This is a genomic window from Parapedobacter pyrenivorans, from assembly GCF_014636865.1.
In the GTDB taxonomy this organism is placed as follows: Bacteria; Bacteroidota; Bacteroidia; order Sphingobacteriales; family Sphingobacteriaceae; genus Parapedobacter; species Parapedobacter pyrenivorans.
In genome coordinates this window covers 259,391-285,927 of the sequence record NZ_BMER01000004.1, presented here as the reverse complement: position 1 = coordinate 285,927, position 26,537 = coordinate 259,391, and the positions used below count along the sequence as shown (strand labels likewise).

The following is a 26,537-nucleotide window of genomic DNA, read 5'->3' as shown; positions in this document are numbered from 1 at the left end:
GTATCTTCCTATATTCGCTGTAGCCAAGCCGTTATCGCTCACTTGATAGCAACATTCAAAGAAGCGCAAAAAGCTGAAGTTGGAAACGGGGCTAGCGGGGCAACGTAATTAAGTTCGGCGGGATAGTAGGAATACCGTCAAAATAATAAGCGACGCGCCCAACCAATCCATCATTTGGAATGAAACATCCAACCATAAGACGGCAATTAAAGTGGCTGAGAGCGGCTCAGCCGACGTCACCCCCGACAAACAATCCTCATCCGATTACGGTCACCGCACTTTACTTAGCCAACAGTTTCCCCGGCATCAGGATATAAAGGGCCAAACTAACGGCGATATATTCAACGAGCCAATATCCCCGTGCAGCGGCAAAAAAAACGGGAACAAGTAATTGTTCCCGTTTACGGTTCGATGATCCGCGGCAGATCTTAGTTCAATACCTCCAGCTCACCGTTTTCATGAATCCGGATCTCTACATCATCATTGCCAAGCTCCAGCTCAAAATGGTAATAGGCACCTTCCGGTGTTTCAATGAAGTCAATATCGTCTACGTCGTAGGTACTGTATTCCGATTCGCTCAATACGTCGGTAATCGCTTCAGGCACATCATTCAAGCCAACTTCAGTCTCCGTGTAAACCCAATCACCTTCCGTGGTAAACTGTGCTTCACGCTTGAATTTCCCATGGATCAGCTCCACTTCAATACGTCCGTCATCGACATCGGTATCGACCAGCCTGTAATCTGGATAACGCTCAGCAAGAAACTGCGAAACGCCGTTGGGAAGTGTAATCGGAAGGTAGTCATTATCATTGTCGTTATCGGGGAATGCCTTCACCAACGTGCCATCGGCGAGGTAATAGAGGTCATACTCGGTATTTCCACGCTCCACTTCCAGCACATAAATTGTTTCGCGATCCTTGCGTTCCACGAAATCCACATCATCCACTACCCAATCAGCGAAATCGCTCGCTTCATGCGCCAGTCTTACCGCCTCTGGAAGATCTGCGTAAGGAAGTTCGGTTTCCGTGAGCTGCCAATTACCAGTCCCGTCAAACCATGCTTCTTTATCATGGCTTCCTACCCGGAATTCCGCTACGTAATAACTGTTTTCGCGCTCCCACTCCACCGCCGTCACATCCGGGTACATTTCCCGGAATGTGTCGTGTGCGCGGTTTTCCGGTGCAACGTTGTCATCATCCGTACACCCGGTAATCAATACCCCCGCCAATGCGGGAATCATAAAATAGTGCTTCATTTCCATATCCTAAAACTCCTCTAATTATTGTTAATGACTTTGAGGCAAAAACGAGGCCAGTTTTTATTGCACGTTTACCGGCCGACACGTTGTGAATGCCCGTGTTACCTTCCGTTTATGCCCTTCCATCAAATGCTCAAAAAATTGAAAGGTATCAATCATTTTATTTATCTTTGCATCTAAGATATTTAGACGATGAGCAAAAATACAATGCAGCAATCGTTCCGTGCATTGACCAGACAGTATTCCGACATTTCCATGCTGATGCACGAGGCCATTGCACGCAAGGCAGGGCTTTCCGGCACAGACCACAAGTACCTCGGGCTACTGATCCAACACGGGGCCATGACTGCAGGTGAATTTTCCAAATTGACCGGCCTTACTACCGGAGCCATAACCGGTTTGGTCGATCGGCTCGAAAAAAGGAAACTGGCCAAAAGGCTGTTTGATCGGAATGACAGGCGCAAAGTAATTATTGCTCCCGATACGGAAAATGCCATGAAGTTACTAAAACCAATTTTCTCAGCATTGGATCAAAAAACCACGGCGCTTGTCGCTTCATTTTCCAACAGCGATTTAGAGGTACTAGAACGTTACTTCCAATCTGCGCTGCAAATTATGGAAGAAACCACGAAAGAACTAAACAACGACTAAAATGGAACAACTCACTTCCAGCTACTTAACAAGGGCCGAGATTTGGCTATTCGTTACAACCCTTGCCTACTTCATGATGAATGGCGCGCAGTTGTTTGAAACCGTGGTGATTGTTCCCAAGTGGACGGCATCACCACCCGAATCGCTGGCAATGTTCAGCGGGAAGTATGGACTCGATTTCAAGCTATTCTGGATCATCACCCATTCGTTGCACGAGATCACCTTCTTGCTGGCCCTGATTTATTGTTGGAAGATCGATCCGGTACGCAATTGGCTGCTGATCCTGCTTGTACTGCACATCGCCGTACGGGTTTGGACACTCGCCTATTTCGCACCCAACATCATCGACTTCCAGAAAATAGCTCAATCAGGCACCTTCGACAACGACTTATTGAGCCGAACGAAACTATGGCAGACCCTTAATTACCTCCGTGTCGGCATTTTCATAGCCCTATCATTCGGACTCATACCACTATGTATCAATGTTATGAACCTACGATCCAACTAAACAGCTACACCACTGCTGCCTTTGCTCGTTCGTATTGGACTGGCCAAGCTAACTCCTCACCCAAGCTAGCAGCTGCCTGTAATGGAAAATAGGGATTGCGAAGAAGTTCGCGGGCCATCATCACCATATCGGCTTCGCCGTTGGCCAATATCGTTTCTGCCTGTATGGCATCGGTGATCAGTCCTACCGTGGAAGTCAGAATTCCAGTTTCCCTTTTTATCCGCGTGGCGAAGGGCAACTGATACGCGGGGCTTAATGGTATTTTCTGGTGATTTACCAACCCGCCGGTTGATACGTCGATCAAATCTATCCCAGCAATTTTCAAAATGCCCGCCAAGCGCACCGAATCGTCGGCATCCCATCCGCCCGGTGCCCAGTCTGTTGCCGAAATACGGACCAGCAAGGGCAAATCGCCCGGCCATACCGCCTTTACGCCATCAATGACCTCCAATAGCAGGCGGATTCGGTTTTCGAAGCTTCCTCCGTATTCATCCACCCGTATGTTGCTTAATGGGGAAAGGAACTGATGAATTAAGTAACCGTGCGCTGCATGGATTTCGGCTACGAGAAAGCCCGCTCGGAGTGCGCGTTGCGCCGCTGCAGCGAAATCGGAGATCACTTTCCGGATACCCATTGCATCCAATTCGGCGGGCATGGGATAATTGTCGGCAAATGGTAATGCTGACGGTGCTACCGGCACCCACCCTCCCTCTTTTTCGACCACTACACCTCTACCTTTCCAAGGAGCAGCCGTACTGGCTTTCCTACCCGCGTGTGCCAGTTGGATGCCTGGAACACATCCTTGCTCCTTGATAAAAGCGGTGATCTGCGTGAGCTTTTCGATATGTCCGCCTTTCCAAATACCTAAGTCATCCGGAGATATCCGGCCTTCCGGAGAAACAGCCGTGGCTTCAGAAATGACCAGGGATGCCCCGCCGACCGCCCGGCTCCCCAGATGTACCAAATGCCAATCGCTTGCAAATCCATCTTCAGCCGAGTATTGACACATCGGTGATACGACTAGACGGTTCTTCAAGGTAATGCTTTTTATGGTCAAGGCACTGAAAAGTGAGGACATAAACGTAAGGGTTTTATATTCTGCAAATATAACGATAGCGAGGTAATAACACCGCATCTCATCAACGTACTCGTCCCTTCGATAATCGCACTTCCGTTTTGAGCATTCGATTGAATTGTGTTTATTAGACTATTGATTTTATTGAAGCGTAATAACTACTATTTTTCGATATGAGAACAAGCCTCTTTTTATGCCTTATTATGATCTTCTCTGACTTACGGGGCCAAGGCAACCTACAAATTTACCAGATTGACCCCTTAAAGAAGGTGCTCAAGGATAGGCAATACTTCGTAGATGAATCAGACACCATCCGCGTAGCACGAGGTGAATATGCAACGCTCCAATTTGTACTCAAATCACCGGAATTCGTCGAAAACCTGCAGGCTGACGTCCCAGCAATACACGGTGAAGGGATCTCCTTGGCAGTATCCCAAGTCGGTTTTGTAGGCTATGTGGAGTTAGGCAGGCTAACCCCTTCACCGGGGCGTGATCAAATCATATCGCCATCAGGTTATTATCCCGATCCGATATTTACGGATACTACGTTAAACTTGGTTCCCAATGAGCCTCAGCCTGTGTGGATCACCGTGCCCATTCCCGTTGATACAAAGCCCGGCATTTATCATGGAACACTTGAAGTTTCGGCTTCCATCCATGGCCAAGACGAAAGGCTATCGCGGGGTTTCACTATACGTGTTTATCCGCCCGTTATTGAAAACACGTCCTTATGGGTAACCAATTGGATCCATCATACGCCTGAAAGTCTGTCGTTCTTGAATAACGGGGTAAACGTTCCCTTTTTTTCAACACGATACTGGGAATTGATCACGCTTTTCGCGGAACGCTTAAAGGGTACCGGACAGAATGTGATTATGTTGCCTGTTCAAAAACTGGTTCAATATAAGATTGACGGCGATCGTTATCAATTCGATTTCACGAACCTCGACAAGTCCATTGCGATCTATCAAAAGGCTGGTGTAATGAAACGACTAGCAGGAAGCCATATCGGCTATCGCATGGGCGATTGGTACAGTCAATTTGGTGTAGAAGTTCCCGTAAAATCCGGAAACAAAGTGGTTACGGAAATATTGCCATTGAGCGACGAACGTTCGGAAAACTTTTTGAGGCAGTTTATCCCCGAACTCCTTGCCTATCTGAAATCCCGGGGATTGGGTGAGCATTATTTGCAGCATGTGGCCGATGAACCTATTCCGGAAAACGTAAGTTCCTATAAAGCCATCGCAACAGTGGTCAAAAAATACATGCCGGATACGAAAATTATCGATGCAACAATCGGTTCGGATTTGGTAGGCAGTATTGACGTATGGGTGCCCGTACTTGATTTCCTGCATAAAGAGTATGATTTCTATAAAGAGCGGCAAGAAGCTGGTGATGAAGTATGGTTCTATACATGCTTAGGGCCACAGGGCAACTACGCAAACCGCTTTATTGAGCAGCCACTGATTTTCCCGCGCCTTATCCATTGGATAAATTATAAATACGGCATTACAGGCTATCTTCACTGGGGGTTTACGGCATGGCATATGCCCTACCGATCGGATGTGTATAAGGATGTAACCGGTATGTTTGCTGATGGCAACGTACTGCCCGGCGGCGACAGTTACCTGGTTTATCCAACGTTCAACAAATTATATTCATCATTGAGACTGGAAGCCATGCGCGACGGCATAAATGACTACGAATTGTTGCAGCAATTAAAAAATATTGATCCGGATATGGCCGATTCATTGATTAATGGTATGATTTACAATTTTGACCACTATGACGTGGATGTCCGCTCGTTCAGAAACAAAAGAAAGCAGCTTTTGGAAAGACTCTCAGCTGCTGCATTATCATTCTGAATAACACGCGCCACATCTATCGGGTGCCCTCCTCTCCCTTATCGAAATACGGGGTATGTGGGGCTACCGATACGTAGTATAGAAACGGTATCTTCGCGTTTGAAATTAAAACAGATGCTATTCAAGAACATACACCTGCAAGGTATAAAGTCGGGAAAAATATCCTTGGCTTTCCGAAAGTGGCAAAAGACGGCTTTACAAAACGGAAGCCATATCCATACCGCTATTGGATTGGTTAAAATAAACGCTATTGAAATCGTGGATGAAAGCACGATCACCAAATCTGATGCGATCAAAGCAGGTTTTGCCGATAAGAAACAATTGCTAAATTCGCTTAGCCAACACAATACAGGAAAAATTTTCAAAATATCGATCAGTTATTACGCCGAAGACCCGAGAGTAAAACTACGGGAACGAACTACGCTGACAGACGAACAATTCTCGGCTTTGAAACAGAAAATGGAGCGTTTGGACAACTACAGCAAAAAAGGATATTGGACAAAAAAAGTACTATTTTCCATAAAAGAAAACCCACATTTACACGCGATCGGAATCGCAAAACTGACGGGATTTGAGAAAGAGTGGTTGAAATTAAACATTCGCAAACTAAAAAATCTAGGATTAACCATTAGTCATGATGTCGGTTATGAACTGTCGCCGTTCGGCAAACTAGTTGTTAAAAAACTGCAGATCGAAGCCTAATGAGCAACTATAAAGATCAATAAAATGTCCATGCATCAACATTATTTGGAAAAGAACCGCACTTCGTGGAACAAAAGAGCCGAACTCCATTTCGGCTCCGAGTTTTATGATGTAAAGAGCTTCCTGGAGGGAAAAACGTCTTTGAAGCCAATAGAACTGAAATTATTGAGCGATATTCGGGGCAAAACGATTTTACACCTTCAATGCCATTTTGGGCAAGATTCCCTTTCCCTCTCGCGGATGGGCGCACAGGTCACCGGTATCGATTTATCCGACAGGGCAATTGCGTATGCCCACGAGCTCGCTCATACCATGCAACAGGATTCAACATTCATCTGTTGCGACATTTACGATTTGCCCAATTACCTAACTGAAAAGTTCGATATCGTTTTTACATCATACGGAACGATTGGTTGGCTTCCAGACCTGGACAGGTGGGCAAACATCGTCTCCAATTTTCTGAAAGCAGACGGCAGGTTCGTCTTTGTGGAATTTCACCCCTACATTTGGATGTTCGATGATGACCTGAACGAAATCAGATATAGTTATTTCAAAGAAGGACCGATTATTGATTTCAAAGACACGTCTTACACCGATGGAAAACTCAGTGAGAAAACAGAAGACGTTTCATGGAACCATAGCCTAAGCGAAGTAATCAACTCGTTAATCGACAACGGCTTAAGAATTAATTCGTTTGAAGAGTTTGATTACTCACCCTACAATATTTTTGCGGGCTCCGTAGAAGTTGAGAAAGGTAAATTCCGAGTCAAGAAAATGGGAAGTAAAATTCCGCTGGTTTATTCGCTTGTCGCTGTTAAGTGTTGAGTGTCTGTCATTCCATTCATGGCACTATTAAAATAAATCCAGCATGGAGGTGGCATGAGCTTCTGCTTGGCACATTTCGCCCTTCACATAAAATCGTATCGGAGTGGTGGAATGGTTGATAACCTCCATTTTTCCTTTTGAGATTTTGCAGGTTAGCCGCGTTCCCCTAAACCTGATGGAAAAGCTAAAGGAAAGCCACGAACTGGGAACGAATGGGTCGAATGAAAGCCGTCCATCCTTCACCCGCATTCCGCCGAACCCCTCCACGATACTCATCCATGTACCGGCCATCGAGGTAATGTGCAAACCATCCTCCGTATCGTTGTTATAATCGTCCAAATCCAGCCGGGCTGTCCGTAAGTAAAACTCGTAAGCGCGCTGTTCCTCTTTTAACTTAGCGGCCAATATGCTATGGATGCAAGGCGACAATGAACTTTCATGAACGGTTCGGGGCTCATAAAAATCGAAGTTCCGCCGTAACGTAGCGTCTTCATACCGGTCTTCAAAAGAATAAAATCCCTGCAGCACATCCGCCTGTTTGATGAAACAGGAACGTAAAATCCGATCCCAGCTCCAATGCTGATTCAACGGCCGCTCGGACACATTGAGGTCTGCAACCGAACGTTGTTCCTTATCTAAGTAACCGTCTTGCTGGAGAAAGACCCCCAGTCGGTCGTCCTTTGGATAATACATCTTCGTGGCGATTTCGTCCCAGCGAAACACTTCTTCCGGGTCGAAAGCAATTGCGTTCACGATTTCCAAGTAGCGGGCCTCGTGATGTTCCCGTACCTGCTGTAATGCCCATTTCGCATAGTTGAGACACCATGCCGCTATGGTATTGGTATACCAGTTGTTATCCACATTGTTCTCGTATTCATTCGGGCCCGTCACACCCATGATCACATAGCGTTGCTTGGCCTCACTCCAATTTACGCGCTGCGCCCAGAAGCGCGCAATAGCCACCAACACCTCCGCCCCGTATTCCGCCAGATATGCATCATCGCCAGTGTAGCGGATGTAATTACGGATGGCCAACGCAATGGCCCCGTTCCGGTGGATTTCCTCAAAGGTAATTTCCCATTCATTATGGCTTTCCGTGCCATCCATCGTTACCATCGGATAGAGGGCAGCACCGCCCGTAAAGCCCAGCATTGCTGCATTTTCGATGGCTTTGCCAAGCTGACGGTGCCGGTAAATGAGTAGGTTCCGGCTCACCTCCTGCGGTGCGGTAGCGAGGTAAAAGGGCACACAATAAGCCTCTGTATCCCAAAATGTCGCGCCCGCATATTTTTCACCTGTGAATCCCTTCGGCCCGATATTCAATCGTGGATCTGTTCCGGTATACGTCTGGAAAAGCTGGAAAATATTGAACCGGATACCCTGCTGTGCCTTAGCATCCCCTTCAATTCGGACATCACTGTACCGCCATTTTTCAGCCCAGGCGTCTGCTTGTTCGGCTTTCAGTCGTGCAAAACCTTTGTCAACGGCAGCACGCAGTTTGGTTAGACCCGCTGCCTGCAAGGCGTCGCGGTGGTAATTCAATGACGAAAGCACCGCCACGGTCTTCTCGATCACTGCCTCCTCACCTTCACGTACAATCAATTCAAATTCCTGCCCTATCCATTTCGTCGCCCGGGTAATCCGCGGAGCGACCTGCACCTCGTCGCAGCCCTTCAGGATTCGGGTGTGCGCGTAAACACCGAGGTCAAAGCCAGTTTTCACCGTCCGCATTTGGAGGTAGATACCATCCTCCTTGGCTGCGTCAGTCACAGGGTCCCAAAATTTGAGGTCATAATTGCTGTCTTCATTCCTGATATCCCCATCAAGGTAGGATACGATGCGGAACCGACCTTCAAAATTCAAAGGCTTTACCACATACCGAATCGCCCCAATCTCATCGTCTACGATGCTACAGAACCTAACGGCACGCACAGCAATCACACGGTCACCAGCAAGCTTCACCTGAAAACTTCGTTCCAAATACCCTTCCTTCATGTGGAGAACCCGCTCAAATTCCAGCACCTCGCCCATGGCCAGATCCAGCTCTACGTCATCCACCAACAGCCGGATGCCGATCCAATTCGTCGAATTGACTACCTTGTCCAAAGTCGCCGGATAACCAATCTTCCACCAGCCCACGCGTGTTTTATCCGAGCAAAAGACCCCTCCCACGTAACTTCCTTGCAAGGAGGCCCCGGAATACGTTTCCTCGAAGTTGGCGCGCTGGCCCATTTTCCCGTTACCGATACTGAACAAGCTTTCCGACACCCGGTTCAATGTTGGGTCAAACCCCGATTCGACGATTCTCCACTCGTCCACTTCGATATAATTTTTCATTAGCGTAGTCTACTCATTTTAATGGCAATGAAGCTTGTACATGCCGATTTCATTTAACAAAACAATTCATCAAGCCTTTCAACAGTCACAGCAGCCAAGTCCGGAACGACCCAGTCGGCTTCAATTAAATCGGCCGGATTGCCTATTCCCACGGCTTTCATCCCTGCGCGCCTAGCCGCCTCCACCCCCGCTGCTGCGTCTTCTAACACCACACATTCCGCCGCAGAAACCCGCAGTTTTTCCGCACCGGCAAGAAAGACTTCCGGATCAGGTTTAGATCGGATAACCATGTTGCCGTCCACAACGGCATCAAAATAGTCACGCAGCGCGGTTTTTTCGAGGATAAGCCGAGCATTTTTACTTGCAGAGCCCAGCGCGATACTGATTCCCTCACGGCGAAGTTCGATCAACAGTGCCGCTGCGCCGGGCAATAGCGTTGCAGGCGTCATCGCCGAAATCATTTCGACATACCATGCGTTCTTACGTTCCGCCAGTTGTACCTGCACGTCTGCCGGCAGCGACAAGCCCCCCCAAGCCAGCACTTTATTTAGGCTCTCCGTCCGGCTGATGCCCTTCAATTGTTCATTCTGCTGTGCGCTTAAATCGAATCCCAATGTATTGGCCAGCTTTTTCCAAGCTTGGTAATGGTATTGTGCCGTATCGACCAACACGCCGTCCAGATCAAATAAACACGCCTTCAGTTTCATCACCGGCACTACCGTAATTCCAGTACCATCGTCGTTGTCGCCGGTACGGCAATCCGCCCGATATCAGTCAGTACTTCGTCCGTGACCACATTTACCGCTCCCCGTCTTCCCCGCAGACCTTCGGCAAAGCGTTCCGTATCCAACGTCACGGCCTCGGCGTTGCTGTTCATTATCACCATTACAGTGGCCTGCTCATCATACCGAAAATAGACATAAACGCCGTTTTCCGGAATGAATTGCAAAAGCTTCCCGGTGTGCAGCACCGCATGCTGCTTCCGGTAATTTGCGAGTTTCTTCACGTAATCGAAAGCTTCATTTTCAGCAGCTGACCGACCCGATGCAGTAAATTTATCCACTCGGTCGCCCTTCCAGCCTCCAGGGAAGTCTTCACGCACCAACCCATCCGGATTGGCATAATTCTTCATCAGGATTTCGGTACCGTAATACAATTGGGGGATACCGCGGGTGGTCAGCAACCAAGCGATACCCGACCGGAATTTCAGATCGTCCTCACCCACCACCGAATAGAACCGGCTGAGGTCGTGATTGTCCAGAAAAACAACGTTACGACTTGGATCCTCGTACATAAAATCATTCGCCAATGTGTTATACAGCCTTACGACACCATCCATCCACCCAAACTTGCCATTAAGCGCCTCATATATTGCCCACAGTCCCTGGAAATCCGTTACGCCCTGCAAACCGGTATCGACACCCTGATTGATACGATTACCCGTGGTGAAAAATGCCTGGTTGGGCACTCCGTGCACCCATGTTTCGCCGAAAAAGGTCATACGTGGATATTCTTCCGTAATCTTTGTCGCCCATTCAGCCATATAGTCCAAATCGTTGTATGCATAGGTGTCCAAACGGAATCCGTCGACTCCCATTTCCTCGATCCACCAAATATGGCTTTGCGTGATGTAATTACGTACAAAAGGATTCTGGTGATTCATATCCGCCATCTGCTTGTCGAACCACCCATCCACCATCACAACGCGGTCTGCCTTGGACGCATATGGATCCATGTGTACCTGTTCGCGGTAATTGGTTTTGGTATAGGCCGGCCATTCATGCACCCAATCGGGCATTGGCAAATCACGCACAGTGTAGTGATTCGTACCGAAATGATTGTGTACCAAATCCTTCACTACCTTCATGCCACGGTTGTGACAGGCGTCAATCAGCTTCCGGTATGCCTCGTTCCCCCCAAACCGCGGGTCGATTTCATAATTCTCTGTGTTCGCGTAGCCATGATATGAGGTCGTGGGCTGGTCGTTTGTCAATACAGGGTTCAGCCACAGCGCCGTCACCCCGAGTTCTTCGAGATAGTCCAAATGGTCGATGATCCCTTGCAAATCTCCTCCATGCCGATAATATAGGCTATCACGGTTAAGTGCTGTTTCGTGCAGGTTGGGTACGATGTCGTTGCCATCGTCACCATTGGCAAACCGATCGGGCATGATCAAATAGATCAAGTCGGATGTATTAACACCCTGCAAACGATGAAGTTCCGGATCCCTAGCCTTTAACTCATAGTGATAGACGATCGCTTCGGTGCCAGTTTCAGTAAACCGGATGGGAAAAACACCCGGCTTTGCGGCGGTCGCTATTCGGAGGTCCAGGAACAGGTAATTCGGGTTTTCCGGACGATGTGTCTTTATCAACTGCACGCCTGGATAATCAATCGATACCACTTTATCAGCGAGCTGTTCACCATACACCAACAATTGCACATCCGGGTTACTCATCCCCGCCCACCAATGTAACGGTTCAACCCGCTCCACCTGGGCAGCCACCAACTGGACCATCCACAGCCAGCAACATCCGATTCCTACTATCCGCATATCAGTTTTTCGTCAGTTGGTACGTCAATTCATCCGGGTTCATCACCAGCGTATAGTTACCAGGGGCATCGATCTGAATATCGCTACCGCCCAGCGTAAGCATACCGCCGCTACCGCCGAGATTGGTGCCCCAATCGTGATTTCTTCGGAACTTAAACATGCCGGCCGAAAGATCGAGCGTGACGCTCCAGTTACCGGCCCCGTCGTTGACGTATTTCAGGTCGGTATCCACCACCCACTCGCTGCCCGGTATCGCGTTACCAATGATCGACCACACCGGAGCAGGTTCAATCGTCCATGTGCTACTATTCATATCCACCGTCAGTTGCATCAAGCCGCCGGCGGGTGCTTTGAAATTGCCACCCGTCGGACTGAGTTTCCCGTCGCCAGCGTCACCGTAGTTAACGTCCCACGATTTGGCGGGCGTTATTTTAAACTCCAGGTTATCTGCCGGAAAGGCAATAATACCTGTATAAATCCCATTGCCTGTAAGCGAAACCAGACTATCCGCCGAGGCCGGATTCCACCCTTGGTATCCCCCTGGCACATAAATCCACGACGTCAGCGGAATCGGCTTGGACCGTACGGTCACTACATTACTGTAAATCGCCATCGTGGGCGAAAGCGCCGATTTTAACCGGATTTCCAGGTCGGATTCGGTTTCCAGCGGCAACCCCATGGCCAACAGCAGGTTATTGAGTGCCAGCCCGGTATACGACGAGGACGAAATACCATTTTCCAATACTATTTCGCGCGGCGACGCGAAATCCGATCCTTTCAATGCAAACTGCAAGGAATAAATGATACCTGCGGGATAGCCGAAATCGCTGGGTGTAAACGAAAAGGTAATGGCTTCCTCATCCAGCTTATCCCGTGATAGCGCCACCGACGCAGCGCTGCCGGATAAGGTGCCAGATACCCCCTCCGTCGCCACCGTTTTTACTTCATCCTTCTCACATGCCAGCAATAGCAGCATACCCAGAAACAATATGGGCAATTGTTTTATTGATAATGTGTTCATGACTTTGATCTTTTCAGTTAGTACCCGTTGTTTTGTGTCAGGTTGGGATTAGCGATTACATCGGAGGTAGGCAATGGTAGTAAATTCCTGAACTCTTCAATAGACCGTCCATCCTTTACACCACCTTTCCACGGCCAGATGTAATTGCCACCTGTAAACCTTCCGAAGCGGATCAGGTCTGTCCGGCGATAACCCTCGAAATACAATTCGCGGCTCCGCTCGTCAAGGATTTCGTCCAAGGTTAGTGAAGTCAGGTCGCCACTGGTATTTCCATAAGCACGGCGCCTGATTTGGTTGACATAGGCCAGCGCTTCCGCCGCCGTTCCACCATTCCCACCCCGCAATACCGCTTCAGCAAACGTCAGGTATACATCTGCCAACCGGAAAAGCGGGAAATCCAGTGAACTGAAGGTGCCGCCCTGCGATGCGCCAGCCTCGCCGGTGGATTTGATATTTTTGAACTTGGTGATCCGCAGTCCATCGGTAAACACCCCAAGATCGTCATTAGCGAGCTTATCACCGAAAAACGTTGCGCGCTTGTCTGTTTCGCCACTATAGTCATCGAAAACCGCGGGCAGTGCGCTGGTGGTCCGGTTACCACCCCAGCCGCCCGTAGGCACTCCAAATGAAGCGGGCGACATGGCGCCATCAATCGTAGAGTTAATCAAAAATGTAGTGCCTCCATAATTTTTCGTATAGAAACCATCGTAGTTGATGGTCAGGATCAATTCACTGCTGCTGGTCTCGTAATTATCTTCCAAGAACAGGTTAGCATAGCTGGTCGTGAGCGCATATCCTCCGTCGATTACCTTCTTGGCGTACGTTACTGCTTCTGTGTATTTCGGGGAGCCGGTATACACCTCCGCATTGAGGTAGAGCCGGGACAACAACGTCCAGAGTGCACCCTGGTCCGCACGGCCGTATTCATTTTGCCTTGGTAAGGCCAACTGCGGCTCAATGGCCAACAGTTCAGACTCGATGTAGGTAAAGAGCTCAGCCCGCTGTATTTGTTCGGGTGCCACCTTGCCAATGGTGTTTTCCTCAGTGATGAATGGTGGGTTGCCGAACAAATCGAGTAGCACCCAATATTGGTACGCCCGGAGGAATCTAGCTTCTGCCCGGTACGATTCGATCACGGCCGTATTCGTGATGCCCCGCGCTGACAGTTTCTCCGGAGTGCTCTCGCGCAGGAACTCGTTGACCAAGGTGATGGTGTACAGCGAGCGCGCATATATCCCTTTCACCATGATGTTGTCCGCGTCCGGCGTACCGTAAACCATATCCGGCACACCTGGGTCGTTCCAGCCGCAAAGCGTCTCGTCCGACGTCAGTTGCTGGATATTCCAGTACAGCCGTAGGAAGTCTGACTGCCCCGCGTCAATGCCAGCCAAGTCACTACTTCCCTCGCCGCCACCACCCGTCATCGCCAGGCTGGCATAAGTTTTCAAAAAGGCCTCTTTATAACCCTGCTCGGAGCTGTATACCTGATCGGCCGTGATGTCATTCTTCGGTGCCAAGTTTAACACGTCTTCGCTGCACGACGTGACTGCCAGTGCCAGTAGCGCTACATATGCGTTTTTAATAATACTTTTCATTTTCAGACTTTTTTTGGTTAAAAACCGAATTGTAACCCCAGTGAATAGATACGCGGACGCGGATAAAGCGTGTAGTCGATGCCGTTGTAGATCTCCGGATCGATCCCTTTATACTTCGAGATTACAAACACGTTCTGGCAGTTTGCCTGGATCATCATTGTCACCTTACCCAAGGCGTCCAGGTTGCCCACATCATACGTCAGGCCGATGTTATCCATTTTCAGGAACGAGGCATTTTTCACATAATAGTCGCTGTAATATTGATTATTCACGAAAGCTGTATTAAAAACATCGGTAGTTGCATTGTTGATGAACCCCGACGGATTCAAGATGTTCCTGGCCACGCCGAAATTAGCCGATATGTTATCATAGAGGTAATTACCTACACTCGCTCGGAGTACCGTATTCAATGTGAAGCGTTTATAACTGAGGGACGTGGAGAATCCCATGTAATAATCAGCAGCTGGCGTCTTGTAATAATACCGGTCGGAAGAATTAACGGCCCCATCACCATTCAAATCTTCGTAAACCCCTTCCAACGGCATATCGGATTGGTCATACACCTGTTTGTACACATAAAACTGATAGGGAGCCAACCCTACCGTATGGTATTGGATGATGTTACCGGTGCCGCCGGTAATCCAGCCCGCTGCCAATTGATATCCCGGGTTATCGTTGAGGGTCAGGTTGGTCACTTTGCTCCGGTTTACGGTGATATTAAAACCGAAGTCCCAGTTGAAATGTTCAGTCCTCACCGCTTGTATGTTGATGCTCCCCTCGATGCCCCGATTCTCCATATTACCCACATTGGTCAGCAATTGGTTGCTGTAGTTGGTTCCCACAGGGATTTCAACCGTAGCAAGGAGGTCTTTGGTTTTCTTGACATACGCGTCGATGCTGCCCGAAATACGCCCGCCCCAGAAGCCATAATCCAGTCCAATATTGGTCGTTTCGGTCGACTCCCAGCGTAAACTGCTATCGTAGGCAATCGGCGAGTACACATGGTAGAACTGATTGCCTATGCCGTACTGGCTTTCGTTCACACTGTAGTAGTAGCTGGGTATGTAACCGTAGTTGGAGATTCCATCCTTATTGCCCGTCTCGCCATAGCTCAAACGGAGTTTGAGATCAGAAATTTCGTCCACATCAGCCAAGAAACGTTCCCCTTTGATGCGCCAAGTAAGGCCCGCGGAAGGAAAAATCCCCCAGCGGCCGTCCGGATTGAATTTCGACGAGCCATCGGTCCGGATGGTTCCCGACAGGATGTACCGATCGGCGATCGAGTAAATCAACCGGCCATAGTACGAAAGCAAACGGTTCTGCTGCGGGTTGTCTGGAAAATTGGGTGTAGACAACACCTCGCCGAGCGCATTATAGCTCGCAAAATTCTGTGTCGTCACCTTATTGTCGTAATACCCATACCCCGCCGTCACATTGATATTGCTCCGGATGCTTTCAATATCTTTTACGTAGTTCAGGTATGCCTCGATAAACGTGTTGTTCTGGTAACCCTTATAACGCTGGAAAAAGCCCTTATTTGCAACGTTAGACGCCGCATATTCTGGAATGAACGTCGCACCCCACCCCCGGGATACGTCATAGCCGATATTAACGTTGGCATGGAGATCGGGCAGGAAATGGAATGCATAATCTGCCTGCAGGTTCCCAAAGCTACGATTGGCGTTTCCACGGTTATCATAGAGGTCGAGTAGCGCCCGGGGATTTCGCGGCGAAAGCGGATCAGGCACGGCACCCTCCATCCATTCAAAGTAACCACCGAAAGGACCATCCACATCACGTACCACTTGGGTAGGATCAAATGCAATGGCCGAACCAATGGCACCTGTGTTCGCGAAGTCATTGTTGGTGAGGGTGCCCTTCACGTTCAGGTCCAGTTTCAAGTGCTTCCCAAAGAACCGCGGAGACAGGTTGATTCCCGCCGTACCCCGCCGCATGAGGTCACTATCTAGCGCACCCTGTTGCTCGAGGTACCCCGCAGACAGCCGGTAGGGCATGTTGGACAGTCCACCGGAAAGTGTAAAGTTATTATCCGAGGTGAAAGCCGACCGGTAGATCAGGTCCTGCCAATCGGTGTTTGCCTGTCCAAGCAAGCTTTTCTGCGCATCCGTGCCCTGCTGGTTTACAAACGAGCGGATTTGGTCCGCAGACAATACGTCAACGGTGTTGGCAACCGTGGCTACCGAATTGACCGATGAGATATCTAATCTCGGGCGGCCGATCTTGCCCGATTTCGTTGTAATTAGGATCACACCGTTCGAAGCCCTCGAACCGTAAATCGCTGTAGCATTAGCGTCCTTGAGCACCGTCATCGACTCAATATCGTTCGGATTGATCGTTGCTAATGGGCTAGCCGTTCCGGTCATGCCATCACCGCTCAGCGGGTTGCCATCGATCACGATCAGCGGATTATTACTTGCCGAAAGCGAAGCACCGCCCCGAATGCGTATGGTGCTCCCCGCTCCCGGCGCCCCACCATTCGAAGTAATGGAAACACCAGCCACCTTACCCTGGATCAGCTGATCGGGCGAAACGACCGTACCTTTCTGAAAATCCTTCGACTGCACGGCGGCCACAGACCCTGTGAGGTGCTTCCGTTCTACGGTACCGTAGCCGATCACCACCACTTCACCCAATTCTTCCGCATTAGAAGACAGCGTAAAATCAAGCATTTGCGAAGCCGTCAGCGAAACCGCATGTTCCGAAGGAAAATAACCCAAATACGACGCAACGATGACGTATTTTCCCGGAGCAATGTCATTGAGTACGTAGTTGCCCGATTCATCCGTTAGCGCCTGCTGTGTTGTACCTTTTAATGTTACCGTCGCACCGGCCAACGGAACATTGGAGTCATCGACAACTTTTCCGGTTAGCCGATAGGTCTGGGCGTTCGCCCCTTGTAGGCAAATCAAGTACATGATAATTACCCCAAATGCGTTTGTAAAAAAACGTACCATTTATTATGCGTGTTTATGTTATAATTGGCCGAATAGATTTATCATCAATTGGCTGCTCAACGAAGATAGTGGGCAGTTTTTATAAAAAAAATAAAACTGCCGAAAATATTTTTCATTAATTAAATTTAATATATCTATCTTATTATAAATAATTTACGACAAAAATATTCTATCCGGTTGGGTCGTAAATCAGTTTATTTTACGGGAACGTTCTCGTTAATTTGAATGAATTTCTTCCCAAAACACACCATTAGCCTCCCGTAGCCGACCAACGTGCGTATGCCGTTACAATATGCCTATCTTATCATTCAATAAGATTATTAGGCTATATTTGGATAAAATAAACCAGTAACCGGCCTACATTTACCCTACACCGCCCACTGGCACACAATACCTTTGTAAACGATAACCAACTTGTTAAATCATGACGACAATACATGCGAGTGCACTAAACGATTTCGTGCCGATCTCCGATGAACAGAAACAGGAATTCCGTGAAAACGGCCATACCTTAATCCGAAACGTCTTGGCTACCGAAGCCATGCCCTATTTCCAACAGGTCATCGGCAAGGCTGCACACCAACACAATGAAGAGAAGCGTAAGATTCAGGACCGTGATACCTATGGCAAGGCCTTCCTCCAAATCATGAATCTCTGGCGCACAGACGAGGAGGTGAAACGCTTTGTCCTGGCAAAACGCTTCGCCAAGATCGCCGCAGATCTGCTTGGTGTGGATAATGTCAGACTATACCATGATCAAGCACTATTTAAGGAACCCGGCGGCGGTCCCACGCCCTGGCACCAAGACCAAAATTATTGGCCATTAGACACCACCAACACCGTTACGATGTGGATGCCGCTGGTAGATATCCCCAATGCGGATATGGGCATGCTCACCTTTGCATCGGGCTCGCACCGTGCCGGCAATGCTTCCGGACATGTTATTTCCGATGAATCCGAAGCGGAATTCTCGAAATATGTGGAAGAAAAAGGGTTCCCCATTTCCCGTCCCAGCCATATGCGAGCCGGCGATGCCACCTGGCACTATGGGTACACCATCCATAATGCCCCCGGCAATTCCTCAAACAGGATGCGAGAAGTAATGACCGTCATTTATTTTGCGGACGGCGCACGGGTTACCGCCCCCCAACACCAATGGCAGGAAAATGACCGGCAGCAATGGTTGATGGGCAAATCCGCTGGCTCGCTTGCTGATTCCGAATTGAACCCTGCTCTACTTTAAACGAGACCGCTATGCGTAAATTCTTTTTGGGTGCCTGTATGGCCGGATCGCTCATTGCCTGTAATCCGGCCCAAGAGGCCGCTGTGAAGGATGAAATTATCTACCATGTATTCCAGCGCAGCTTCTACGACAGCAACGGCGATCAGCATGGCGACCTCAACGGCCTCCGTATGAAATTGGATTACCTGCAGGAGCTGGGGGTTACGTCCATCCTAATGACGCCGCTTTACGAGTCCTTTTATTACCATAATTATTACTCGAGCGACTTCAGCGCCATAGATTCGACCTACGGCACGGAAGAAGAGTTCCTCCAGTTGGTCAGGGAGATACACCGCCGCGGCATGAAAATCTACATGGATATGGAAACCCAGTATGTCACCGAAGACCATACGTGGTACAAGGATTCCTATGGTAACCCGTCATCGTCCTATTCGGAGTACATCCTCTACGACGATGCGGAGCAACGCAAGCCTTCGAGTATTGTTTTCGACATCCATGACCTCAAAGGCTATGACGGTACCGTCCGCAAAATCACTACCGTAAATCTCCTGAGCGAAAAAGTAAAGCAGTACAATCGTTCGCTTTTCAGCTATTGGCTCGATCCCAACCAAGATGGTAACTTCGACGATGGCGTGGACGGCTTCCGCTTGGACCACATGATGGACGATTTGGACAATAAGCGCCGGCTTACCAACCTTTTCAAGGACTTTTGGGTGCCGCTTATCGACAGCCTGAAATCGATCAACCCAGCGATTACCATCATGGCAGAACAAGCCGATTGGGGATCATACGGCATCGATTACCTGGAAAACGCCGGTGTGGACTGGGTATTCGGCTTCCGCATCCAGCAGGCCATCCGATCGTTTGATAAGGACCGGGTCGCGGCCTACGCAGACACGACCTTCGCCCGTACCCCACAAGGCAAAAATCAGGTTATATTTATCGAAAACCACGATATTCCCCGGTTTGCCACAGCGATGGCCCAAGATGAAGGCAAGGAAAAGGTAGGTGCTACACTGAACCTGCTGTTGGGCGGGATTCCCTCCCTGTACTACGGCCAGGAAATCGGCATGTTAGGTGATAGTTACTTTGGAAAATACGGCGGCATCACCGATGCCAATGAAATCCCGTATCGCGAAGCGTTTGAATGGCATCGCGATAAAGACGGCGAGGGCATGGCTTACTGGTACCGCGGCTCAGGGCCCTGGTGGGATACCTCTACCGTAAAAAGCAATGACGGTATTTCATACGAAGAGCAAAAGGCCGATGCGAATTCCCTTTGGAACACCTATCGCACTCTCATTGCGCTGCGGAAACAACATCCGGTGCTTATCAGCGGGCATTACGAGCCCTTGGAAAACACGAGCAACGACATCTTCACATTCCTGCGCACCGATGGTCAACAACAGGCGTTGGTGGCAGTCAATTTCTCCGCGACCCCGGAGCAACTTTCCGTGTCCCTGACCGCAAAAGGGGGGCGCACGATATACGGCAACGGTGAAGGTCGAATCGAAGGCAGTCAGCTAACCAGTACCTTAACTGGCTATGAAACACAGGTGTGGCTGCTTAATCAGTGATTGAATGAATTACGGTAGGCTAACGGGCTCATACCCAGCTTGCTTTTGAACATTTTATAAAAATACGATAGGTCATTGAATCCACTAGCAATCGCAATAGCAGAAACGGAGTCCTCGGTATGGATCAATTGTTGGCTCGCGTGGTTTAACCGGTATTGGATTACCGTGTCCATAAACGTCTTGCGGGTTACCCGTTTGAAGTATTTGCAAAAGGCATTCGGCGTCAGACTTGCGATGTCCGCCACCTCTTCCAGCGAGATGTCGTCTTTGAAGTGCTCCACGATGTATGCCATCACTACGTTGATGCGTTTGGTATCGGCGGGATCGGCCGCGGTGTCATACATGGCTGCGGCGCCGATTGTCTTATACGGCTTCAAGCTCAGCATATCTAGGAGGTCAAGTAGCAGCAGCACACGTCGGGCCCCATCCGCCCTGCCAATGGCTTTCAGACCAGCCAGTTCAGGCTTTTTATCCACGGTGAATTTTAAGCCCGAAACACTCGCCTGTAACATGGATCGGATAAGTTCCAGCTCCGGCCGCTCGAAAAAATCCGTACCGAGAAAACTGTGCGAAAATTGGATGACGATTGCTTTGGCTGATCGCACACTGGGGTCGAGTTTCCAGCAATGTGGTTGGTTGGGGCCAATCAACACAAAATCGCCATCGCTGAAATCCTCCATCCGGTTGCCGACAAAGCGCTTACCCCACCCACGGGCTATCCATGTCAGTTCATATTCCTGGTGGTAATGGAACGGTGCCAAGAATGCCTCGTTCCCAAACTTCCGGAATAGAAAAGACTGTCGGTTTCCATTGGGCAGGATTTCTGGTGTAGCCTTTTGCATATATTATCTTATAAAAGCTAAAAATAGGAATATATTTCCAAAATAAACCAATATGATAAAACCGATATTTCTGCTTCTCCTGTACCTAGTCATTGGGGTGTGGACGCAAGCCCAAGACGTACGGGATGCCACGCTTACGATCCACGTGGAAGCGCCCGCTGACACGCCGCCGGGAGATTCGCTCTTGGTTATCGGTAACCAGCCCGTATGGGGTTATTGGATTTATCCCAAAAGCCCTGCACTGAAGCATGTTGCCGGAACCACCTGGGAGCGCACATTCCAGCTACCCATCGGCACCGATATAGCGTTTAAAATCACACGGGGTTCCTATTATAAAGAAGCATTATACAACAACAACGGCCATCCACCTCCCGCCATCGAATTCACGCTAAACGGGGATACTACCGTGCTGATCGCACCGACCGCGTGGAACGATTACTACCAACGCAGCATCACTGGAACGGTGCGCTACCACCACCAGTTCAGCAGCACAATCCTCAGGCATACGCGGAATGTCGTCGTATGGCTGCCGCCCTCCTACGATGCGCAACCCGGGAAACGCTACCCCGTGCTCTATGCGCACGACGGACAGAACCTTTTTGACCATCATCCAAATCTAAGTGGCAATGAATGGCGGATGGATGAGGTGGCCGACAGTCTCATGAAAGCTGATGCCGTCGAAGAATTCATCATCGTGGCCATCGCCAATTCGGCCGACCGCTGGGTTGAATATTCCGGTACACCTGAGGGCAACCGTTATCTCACATTTATCGCTGAAGAGCTCAAGCCCTTCATCGACCGTACATACCGCACCAAACCCACGCGGGAAAATACAGCCATCATCGGCTCTTCGATGGGTGGTCTGATTTCACTGTATATGCTGTGGACCTATCCGGCAGTCTTTTCGAAGGCCGCATGCTTATCCAGTGGATTTTACTTTGATGACGGCGACATCCTGACGGCCTTGCATAACGATAGCACGCCCCTCAACAACACCGTCATTTACCTCGACTGTGGAGGGAAGGGGCTGGATTACGACTTCCTGCCGGCCAACGATGCGATGAACAGCCTATTGTCCGGTAATCTGCAGATTAAGCTCCGCTACGAGGTGTTCCCCGAAGACGACCACAATGAAAATGCCTGGTCAAATCGCTTACATATTCCGCTTAAATTCTTATTCAACAACGAACTATGATTGTTTGCAAAGCTGCCATTACCGATGGCAAGGGTCATTTCGGGATCGAATCCATCACCGTAGCGTCACCTCGTGAAGACGAGGTACTGGTACAACTCGTAGCCGCCGGCGTATGTCATACAGACTACGATTCCCTCCATTGGGATACCCCACTGATCCTCGGCCACGAAGGTGCCGGCATTGTCGTCAAGAAAGGGAGCCACGTATCTCACGTCAACGAAGGCGACCGTGTGCTATTGAACTGGGCTATTCCTTGCAACCATTGTTTCCAGTGCAACGAAACCAACTATCACATTTGCGAAAACGCATCGCCGGTCACCGGTGGGCTGCACGGTACGAACCTGGGGCATGCACACGCGATGGGTTCGCGAAGTGGCAACCAACCGATATCACGGTCGTTCAACCTCGGCACGTTGAGCGAGTACACCTTAGTGAAGCAGGCTGCCGTCACCAAAATCACAGCCGAAGAGCTGCCTATGGAATGCGCGGCCATCATCGGTTGCGGGGTGATGACCGGTTACGGTTCAGTCATCAATGCCGGCAAAGTCAAACCGGACAGCTCCGTGGTAGTGCTTGGCACGGGTGGCGTAGGCCTCAGCGTGTTGCAAGCTGCACGAATCGCTGGTGCCGCACAGCGGATTGCTATTGACATCAACCCCCAGCGGCTGGCCATAGCCGAACGCTTCGGAGCTACCACCTGCCTGCGCGCCGATCCCAATGATAAAGGACTCTTGGCTATGGCCGAAAAAGTACGTGAACTCACCGGTGGTAGAGGCGCAGATTATGCGTTTGAGTGCACCGCGAAGCCTGAATTGGGTGCTGCGCCACTAGCCATGGTACGCAATGCCGGCATGGCTGTGCAGGTGAGCGGTATCGAGCAGGTCATCCCGTTTGACATGAACCTCTTCGAATGGGACAAAGTGTATATCAACCCGCTCTATGGCCAGTGCAATCCCTATGAAGACTTCGACAAAATTATCCGGCATTACCTCCGGGGCGAATTGCTGCTCGACGAGATGATCAGCGCACGCTACACCCTTGATCAGCTGCCCGCAGCATTCGACGACCTGCTGAGCGGCAAGAATGCCAAAGGCATCATCCAATTCAAACACGTTTAACCCATGGCTACGACCTCCTTCCGGACTTTAGAGCAATCTAACCCGCGGTTTGAGCGGGACAATCTGCGATTCATGACCGTCAAATCCAACAACCTTCGCGGCCGCGGCGACATCGTGGTATATATACCCTCCGATTGCCCGGCCAATGTACCGGTCGCTGTGCTGTTGCATGGCGTTTATGGCAGCGCCTGGAGCTGGGCTTTTTCCGCAGGCGTACACCTGCAAGCCGAAGCCGCCATCCAGCAAGGCAAACTATCCCCTATGGTACTGGCCATGCCGTCTGACGGCCTATGGGGCGACGGGTCGGCTTACATCCCTCATCCTATGCCGGATTTTGAGCGGTGGATAGCCGAAGACGTGCCGGCCGCCATCCGACGCTTGCTTCCTGTGCAGGTGTCTGTCGAATCACCATTTTTCATTGCCGGACTCTCGATGGGCGGCTATGGAGCCATGCGGTTAGGCGCCAAATACCCCGATACCTTCGCCGGCTTCTCGGGCCTTTCGTCCATTACCGTATTCGATGACATGGCACATTTTGTCGAGGAGCCGCTTACGGCATACCTGCCGCCGCCCAACGAGCGCGACCTCATCCAGCTGCTCAGTGCCAACCGCCATACACTACGCCCATTCCGGTTCGATTGCGGGTGCGACGACCTGCTGATCGGTGCCAACCGCGAGCTGCACCACCAACTCCGGGAACAGCAGATACCACATGATTTCTTCGAGTATTCGGGCGCACACGAATGGCGTTATTGGGAAAAGCAGATTATGCGTACCTTGCAATTTTTCAACACCATTGCAACCAATCCATGAATGACCTCATGAACGTCCCTGCCAAACGAACCAAACAACGGCTCAGCAATACGCAAATCTTCAACATGAGCTTCGGCTTCCTGGGCATCCAGTTCGGTTTCGCGTTACAAACCGGCAATGCCTCACGCATCCTCCAGACCTTCGGTGCTGATGTGGAGCACCTCTCGCTGTTCTGGCTGGTGGCACCGATCACCGGCATGATCGTCCAGCCCATTGTGGGCTATTACAGTGACCGCACATGGACCCGTTTGGGTCGGCGGCGGCCGTTTTTCCTTTCCGGCGCACTGGTCGCCGCCGCCGCGCTGGCATTAATGCCCAACGCGTCGCTATTCACAGCCGTATTGCCGCCCCTACTCATCGGCGCCGGTATGCTCATGATGATGGACGCCGCCTTTAATGTGTCTATGGAGCCCTTCCGCGCCTTGGTGGCTGATAAGCTGCCGAATGAGCAACACGGTACTGGCTTTTCGGTACAGACATTCCTTATCGGCACCGGGGCCATCATCGGCTCTTTCCTGCCCTATGTCTTGACTACCTATTTCGGCTTTGACAAAACAGCGGCCGAAGGCCATGTGCCGGCCAACGTCACTTGGTCGTTCTATATCGGTGCTGCAGTATTGGTCCTCGCCTTATTATACACCGTCATCACCACCAGCGAATACTCACCTGCCGAGATGCGGTCATTTGCTGATACCGAAGACACCGGCCAACATCCAGAATCACCGGGGTTTTGGTCCATTTTCAAAGACTTCCGCAATATGCCAAAGACCATGAAGCAGCTGGGCGTGGTGCAGTTTTTCTCTTGGTTTGCGCTCTTTTCCATGTGGGTCTATACTACGCCTGCATTGGCACAACACATTTACGACCTGCCAGTCAACGACACGACTTCCGCTGCTTATGCCGATGCCGGCAATCTCACCGGCGTATTGTTTGGGGTCTATAACCTGGTGGCCACACTGTTTGCGTTGGTATTGCCGTTCCTTTACCGCAAGATCGGCCGGAAGGGCACCCATATCGCCGTACTGACGCTTTGCGGGATTAGTTTCCTATCTTTCTATTTTATCCAGAACGAGAATTTCCTGTTTATCCCCATGATCGCGGTCGGTATGGCTTGGGCCAGCATCCTGGCCACGCCCTATGCTTTGCTCTCGGGTAGCTTGCCCGCGCATAAGATGGGGCTGTATATGGGGTTGTTCAACTTTTTCATTACCCTGCCCCAGCTGGTCAACGGCTTTTTAGGCGCTTGGATCATGAAATACCTGTTCCACAACCAAGCCATCTATTGCTTAGTACTCTCGGGGGTGTTGATGTTCGCTGCTGCCATTGCGACACTATTCCTTCGGGAAGAGCAACCTATGCCGGCAGCGACGACGCGCGGATAACCAATTCAGACTCCATCGTAATCAACCGCTCGGTGTCATCGATGGGCGTACCTTGCAGTTTTTTCAACAACAAGGCAGCGGCGCGCTCGCCAATCTGGATAGCAGGCTGTGTAACGGTCGTTAGTGCCGGACTGAGCAATGAAGCGATCTCCAGGCTGGAAAATGCTACAATTTTAAGATCGTCCGGAATCCGCACGGAAAGCTTGCCACACGCATAATATGTAGAAAAAGCCAGCCGCTCCACGGATGCTAGGATACCGTCCGGCCGTTGTTTTTGGATTGCGTTTTCAATGATTCCGGCATTCTCGTCATACGAGTTGGTACAATCCACAATCAGCCGCTTGCGCAACGGGATGCGATACTTCCTCAGCGCATCCATGTATCCCTGCATCCGCACCTTACCGATAGACTGTTCTTTATTGACCACGAGGTAAGCGATACGGGAACATCCCTGCTGGATGAGGTGTTCAGTGGAGCGGAAGCTGCTGTCGTAATCATCGGTAACGATCTTCGGTAAATCGATATCGTCGTATATCCGGTCGAACAGAACAATCGGCAGGCGATCAACATCCACATGCGCCAGGTAACTGTGGTCTTTGGATTCGCCCGAAACCGACATCACGATACCATCCACCCGACCGTTTGACACACCCCGTATAAATTCCTGTTCCCTGGCAATATCATCATCCGTCACATAAATCAAGATGTGATAGCCACTGGTTTTGGCCACTTTCTCTACCCCCTGAATGATCTGCGTAAAATAATTATTGGCAAGCTCGGGCACCACCACCGCTATGGTCATGCTCTTCTGCTCGCGCATATTACTGGCGTAATGGTTGGGGTGATAATTAAGTTCTCGGGCTTTTGCTAAAATACGCTGTTTGGTCTCGGCGCTGATATCACTGCTATCCCTGAACGCTCTCGAAACCGTCGATTTCGATAGGTTCAGAACCTCAGCTAACTTGATTATATCCATGCTGAACATCCATAATACGATGCG

Annotated in this window: 21 protein-coding genes; 11 read left to right on the top strand and 10 right to left on the bottom strand. The window is 50.0% G+C overall.

Annotated features, from left to right (window positions below):
- Positions 1-428: 428 nt before the first annotated feature.
- The gene (locus tag IEV98_RS18265; protein WP_188507469.1) at positions 429-1,256 is read right to left on the bottom strand and encodes a PepSY-like domain-containing protein; all 828 of its coding nucleotides are present in this window, start codon (positions 1,254-1,256) and stop codon (positions 429-431) included.
- A 195-nt stretch (positions 1,257-1,451) separates the two neighbouring features.
- On the opposite strand from IEV98_RS18265, the gene IEV98_RS18260 reads away from it, so the two are divergent.
- Complete coding sequence (locus tag IEV98_RS18260; RefSeq protein WP_188507468.1) at positions 1,452-1,910, top strand: MarR family winged helix-turn-helix transcriptional regulator; 459 nt, start codon at positions 1,452-1,454, stop codon at positions 1,908-1,910.
- A gap of 1 nt (position 1,911) precedes the next feature.
- Positions 1,912-2,418, top strand: coding sequence for a transposase (locus tag IEV98_RS18255; RefSeq protein ID WP_188507467.1), 507 nt, complete (start codon positions 1,912-1,914; stop codon positions 2,416-2,418).
- Between the two features lie 4 nt (positions 2,419-2,422).
- Here IEV98_RS18255 and IEV98_RS18250 read toward each other — a convergent pair whose 3' ends face one another.
- Positions 2,423-3,496 (bottom strand): NADH:flavin oxidoreductase/NADH oxidase, encoded by a 1,074-nt coding sequence (locus tag IEV98_RS18250; protein ID WP_188507466.1) that lies wholly within the window; start codon positions 3,494-3,496, stop codon positions 2,423-2,425.
- 170 nt (positions 3,497-3,666) lie between these two features.
- Between IEV98_RS18250 and IEV98_RS18245 the strand changes: the two genes are divergently transcribed.
- The 3 genes from IEV98_RS18245 (at position 3,667) to IEV98_RS18235 (ending at position 6,885) form a co-directional block, all read left to right on the top strand.
- Positions 3,667-5,358: a DUF4091 domain-containing protein gene (locus IEV98_RS18245; protein WP_188507465.1), complete on the top strand. Its 1,692-nt coding sequence runs from the start codon at positions 3,667-3,669 to the stop codon at positions 5,356-5,358.
- A 165-nt stretch (positions 5,359-5,523) separates the two neighbouring features.
- Positions 5,524-6,060 (top strand): hypothetical protein, encoded by a 537-nt coding sequence (locus tag IEV98_RS18240; protein WP_188507464.1) that lies wholly within the window; start codon positions 5,524-5,526, stop codon positions 6,058-6,060.
- A gap of 30 nt (positions 6,061-6,090) precedes the next feature.
- The gene (locus tag IEV98_RS18235; protein WP_229738833.1) at positions 6,091-6,885 is read left to right on the top strand and encodes a class I SAM-dependent methyltransferase; all 795 of its coding nucleotides are present in this window, start codon (positions 6,091-6,093) and stop codon (positions 6,883-6,885) included.
- Positions 6,886-6,912: 27 nt separating this feature from the next.
- On the opposite strand, the gene IEV98_RS18230 is transcribed toward IEV98_RS18235, so the two are convergent.
- Genes IEV98_RS18230 through IEV98_RS18205 form a run of 6 tightly spaced genes read right to left on the bottom strand, consistent with a single transcriptional unit; the run spans position 6,913 to position 17,367 of the window.
- Positions 6,913-9,222: a family 65 glycosyl hydrolase domain-containing protein gene (locus IEV98_RS18230; protein ID WP_188507462.1), complete on the bottom strand. Its 2,310-nt coding sequence runs from the start codon at positions 9,220-9,222 to the stop codon at positions 6,913-6,915.
- A gap of 53 nt (positions 9,223-9,275) precedes the next feature.
- Positions 9,276-9,929, bottom strand: coding sequence for a beta-phosphoglucomutase (pgmB, locus tag IEV98_RS18225; RefSeq protein WP_188507651.1), 654 nt, complete (start codon positions 9,927-9,929; stop codon positions 9,276-9,278).
- An 8-nt stretch (positions 9,930-9,937) separates the two neighbouring features.
- On the bottom strand, positions 9,938-11,776 hold the full coding sequence (locus IEV98_RS18220; RefSeq protein ID WP_188507461.1) for a glycoside hydrolase family 13 protein: 1,839 nt from the start codon (positions 11,774-11,776) through the stop codon (positions 9,938-9,940).
- A 1-nt stretch (position 11,777) separates the two neighbouring features.
- The gene (locus IEV98_RS18215) at positions 11,778-12,797 is read right to left on the bottom strand and encodes a SusE domain-containing protein (protein ID WP_188507460.1); all 1,020 of its coding nucleotides are present in this window, start codon (positions 12,795-12,797) and stop codon (positions 11,778-11,780) included.
- A gap of 17 nt (positions 12,798-12,814) precedes the next feature.
- A complete protein-coding gene (locus IEV98_RS18210) occupies positions 12,815-14,392 on the bottom strand; it encodes a RagB/SusD family nutrient uptake outer membrane protein (protein WP_188507459.1) in 1,578 nt (525 codons plus the stop codon).
- 17 nt (positions 14,393-14,409) lie between these two features.
- Complete coding sequence (locus tag IEV98_RS18205; protein ID WP_188507458.1) at positions 14,410-17,367, bottom strand: SusC/RagA family TonB-linked outer membrane protein; 2,958 nt, start codon at positions 17,365-17,367, stop codon at positions 14,410-14,412.
- Positions 17,368-17,791: 424 nt separating this feature from the next.
- Between IEV98_RS18205 and IEV98_RS18200 the strand changes: the two genes are divergently transcribed.
- Together IEV98_RS18200 and IEV98_RS18195 are read left to right on the top strand one after the other, a co-directional pair.
- Complete coding sequence (locus tag IEV98_RS18200; RefSeq protein ID WP_188507457.1) at positions 17,792-18,610, top strand: phytanoyl-CoA dioxygenase family protein; 819 nt, start codon at positions 17,792-17,794, stop codon at positions 18,608-18,610.
- Between the two features lie 11 nt (positions 18,611-18,621).
- Entirely contained in the window at positions 18,622-20,187 is a 1,566-nt protein-coding gene (locus IEV98_RS18195) for an alpha-amylase family glycosyl hydrolase (protein WP_188507456.1), read from the top strand.
- On the opposite strand, the gene IEV98_RS18190 is transcribed toward IEV98_RS18195, so the two are convergent.
- Positions 20,181-21,029 carry an AraC family transcriptional regulator gene (locus IEV98_RS18190; RefSeq protein ID WP_188507455.1) on the bottom strand — a complete coding sequence of 283 codons (849 nt, stop codon included), beginning with the start codon at positions 21,027-21,029 and terminating at the stop codon, positions 20,181-20,183. The two genes, IEV98_RS18195 and IEV98_RS18190, sit on opposite strands and share 7 nt — an antisense overlap.
- Before the next feature lie 52 nt (positions 21,030-21,081).
- Between IEV98_RS18190 and IEV98_RS18185 the strand changes: the two genes are divergently transcribed.
- The 4 genes from IEV98_RS18185 to IEV98_RS18170 are packed head-to-tail and all read left to right on the top strand — an operon-like array spanning position 21,082 to position 25,537.
- Positions 21,082-22,224: an alpha/beta hydrolase-fold protein gene (locus tag IEV98_RS18185; RefSeq protein ID WP_188507454.1), complete on the top strand. Its 1,143-nt coding sequence runs from the start codon at positions 21,082-21,084 to the stop codon at positions 22,222-22,224.
- Positions 22,221-23,342, top strand: coding sequence for an alcohol dehydrogenase catalytic domain-containing protein (locus IEV98_RS18180; protein WP_188507453.1), 1,122 nt, complete (start codon positions 22,221-22,223; stop codon positions 23,340-23,342). Before IEV98_RS18185 ends, IEV98_RS18180 begins: the two co-directional genes overlap by 4 nt.
- 3 nt (positions 23,343-23,345) lie before the next feature.
- Entirely contained in the window at positions 23,346-24,155 is an 810-nt protein-coding gene (locus IEV98_RS18175; protein WP_188507452.1) for an alpha/beta hydrolase, read from the top strand.
- Positions 24,152-25,537, top strand: a complete 1,386-nt coding sequence (locus IEV98_RS18170; RefSeq protein ID WP_229738832.1) for an MFS transporter — start codon at positions 24,152-24,154, stop codon at positions 25,535-25,537. The genes IEV98_RS18175 and IEV98_RS18170 overlap by 4 nt, the downstream gene beginning before the upstream one ends.
- On the opposite strand, the gene IEV98_RS18165 is transcribed toward IEV98_RS18170, so the two are convergent.
- Positions 25,509-26,513, bottom strand: coding sequence for a LacI family DNA-binding transcriptional regulator (locus IEV98_RS18165; protein ID WP_229738831.1), 1,005 nt, complete (start codon positions 26,511-26,513; stop codon positions 25,509-25,511). The genes IEV98_RS18170 and IEV98_RS18165 overlap by 29 nt on opposite strands.
- Positions 26,514-26,537 lie beyond the last annotated feature (24 nt).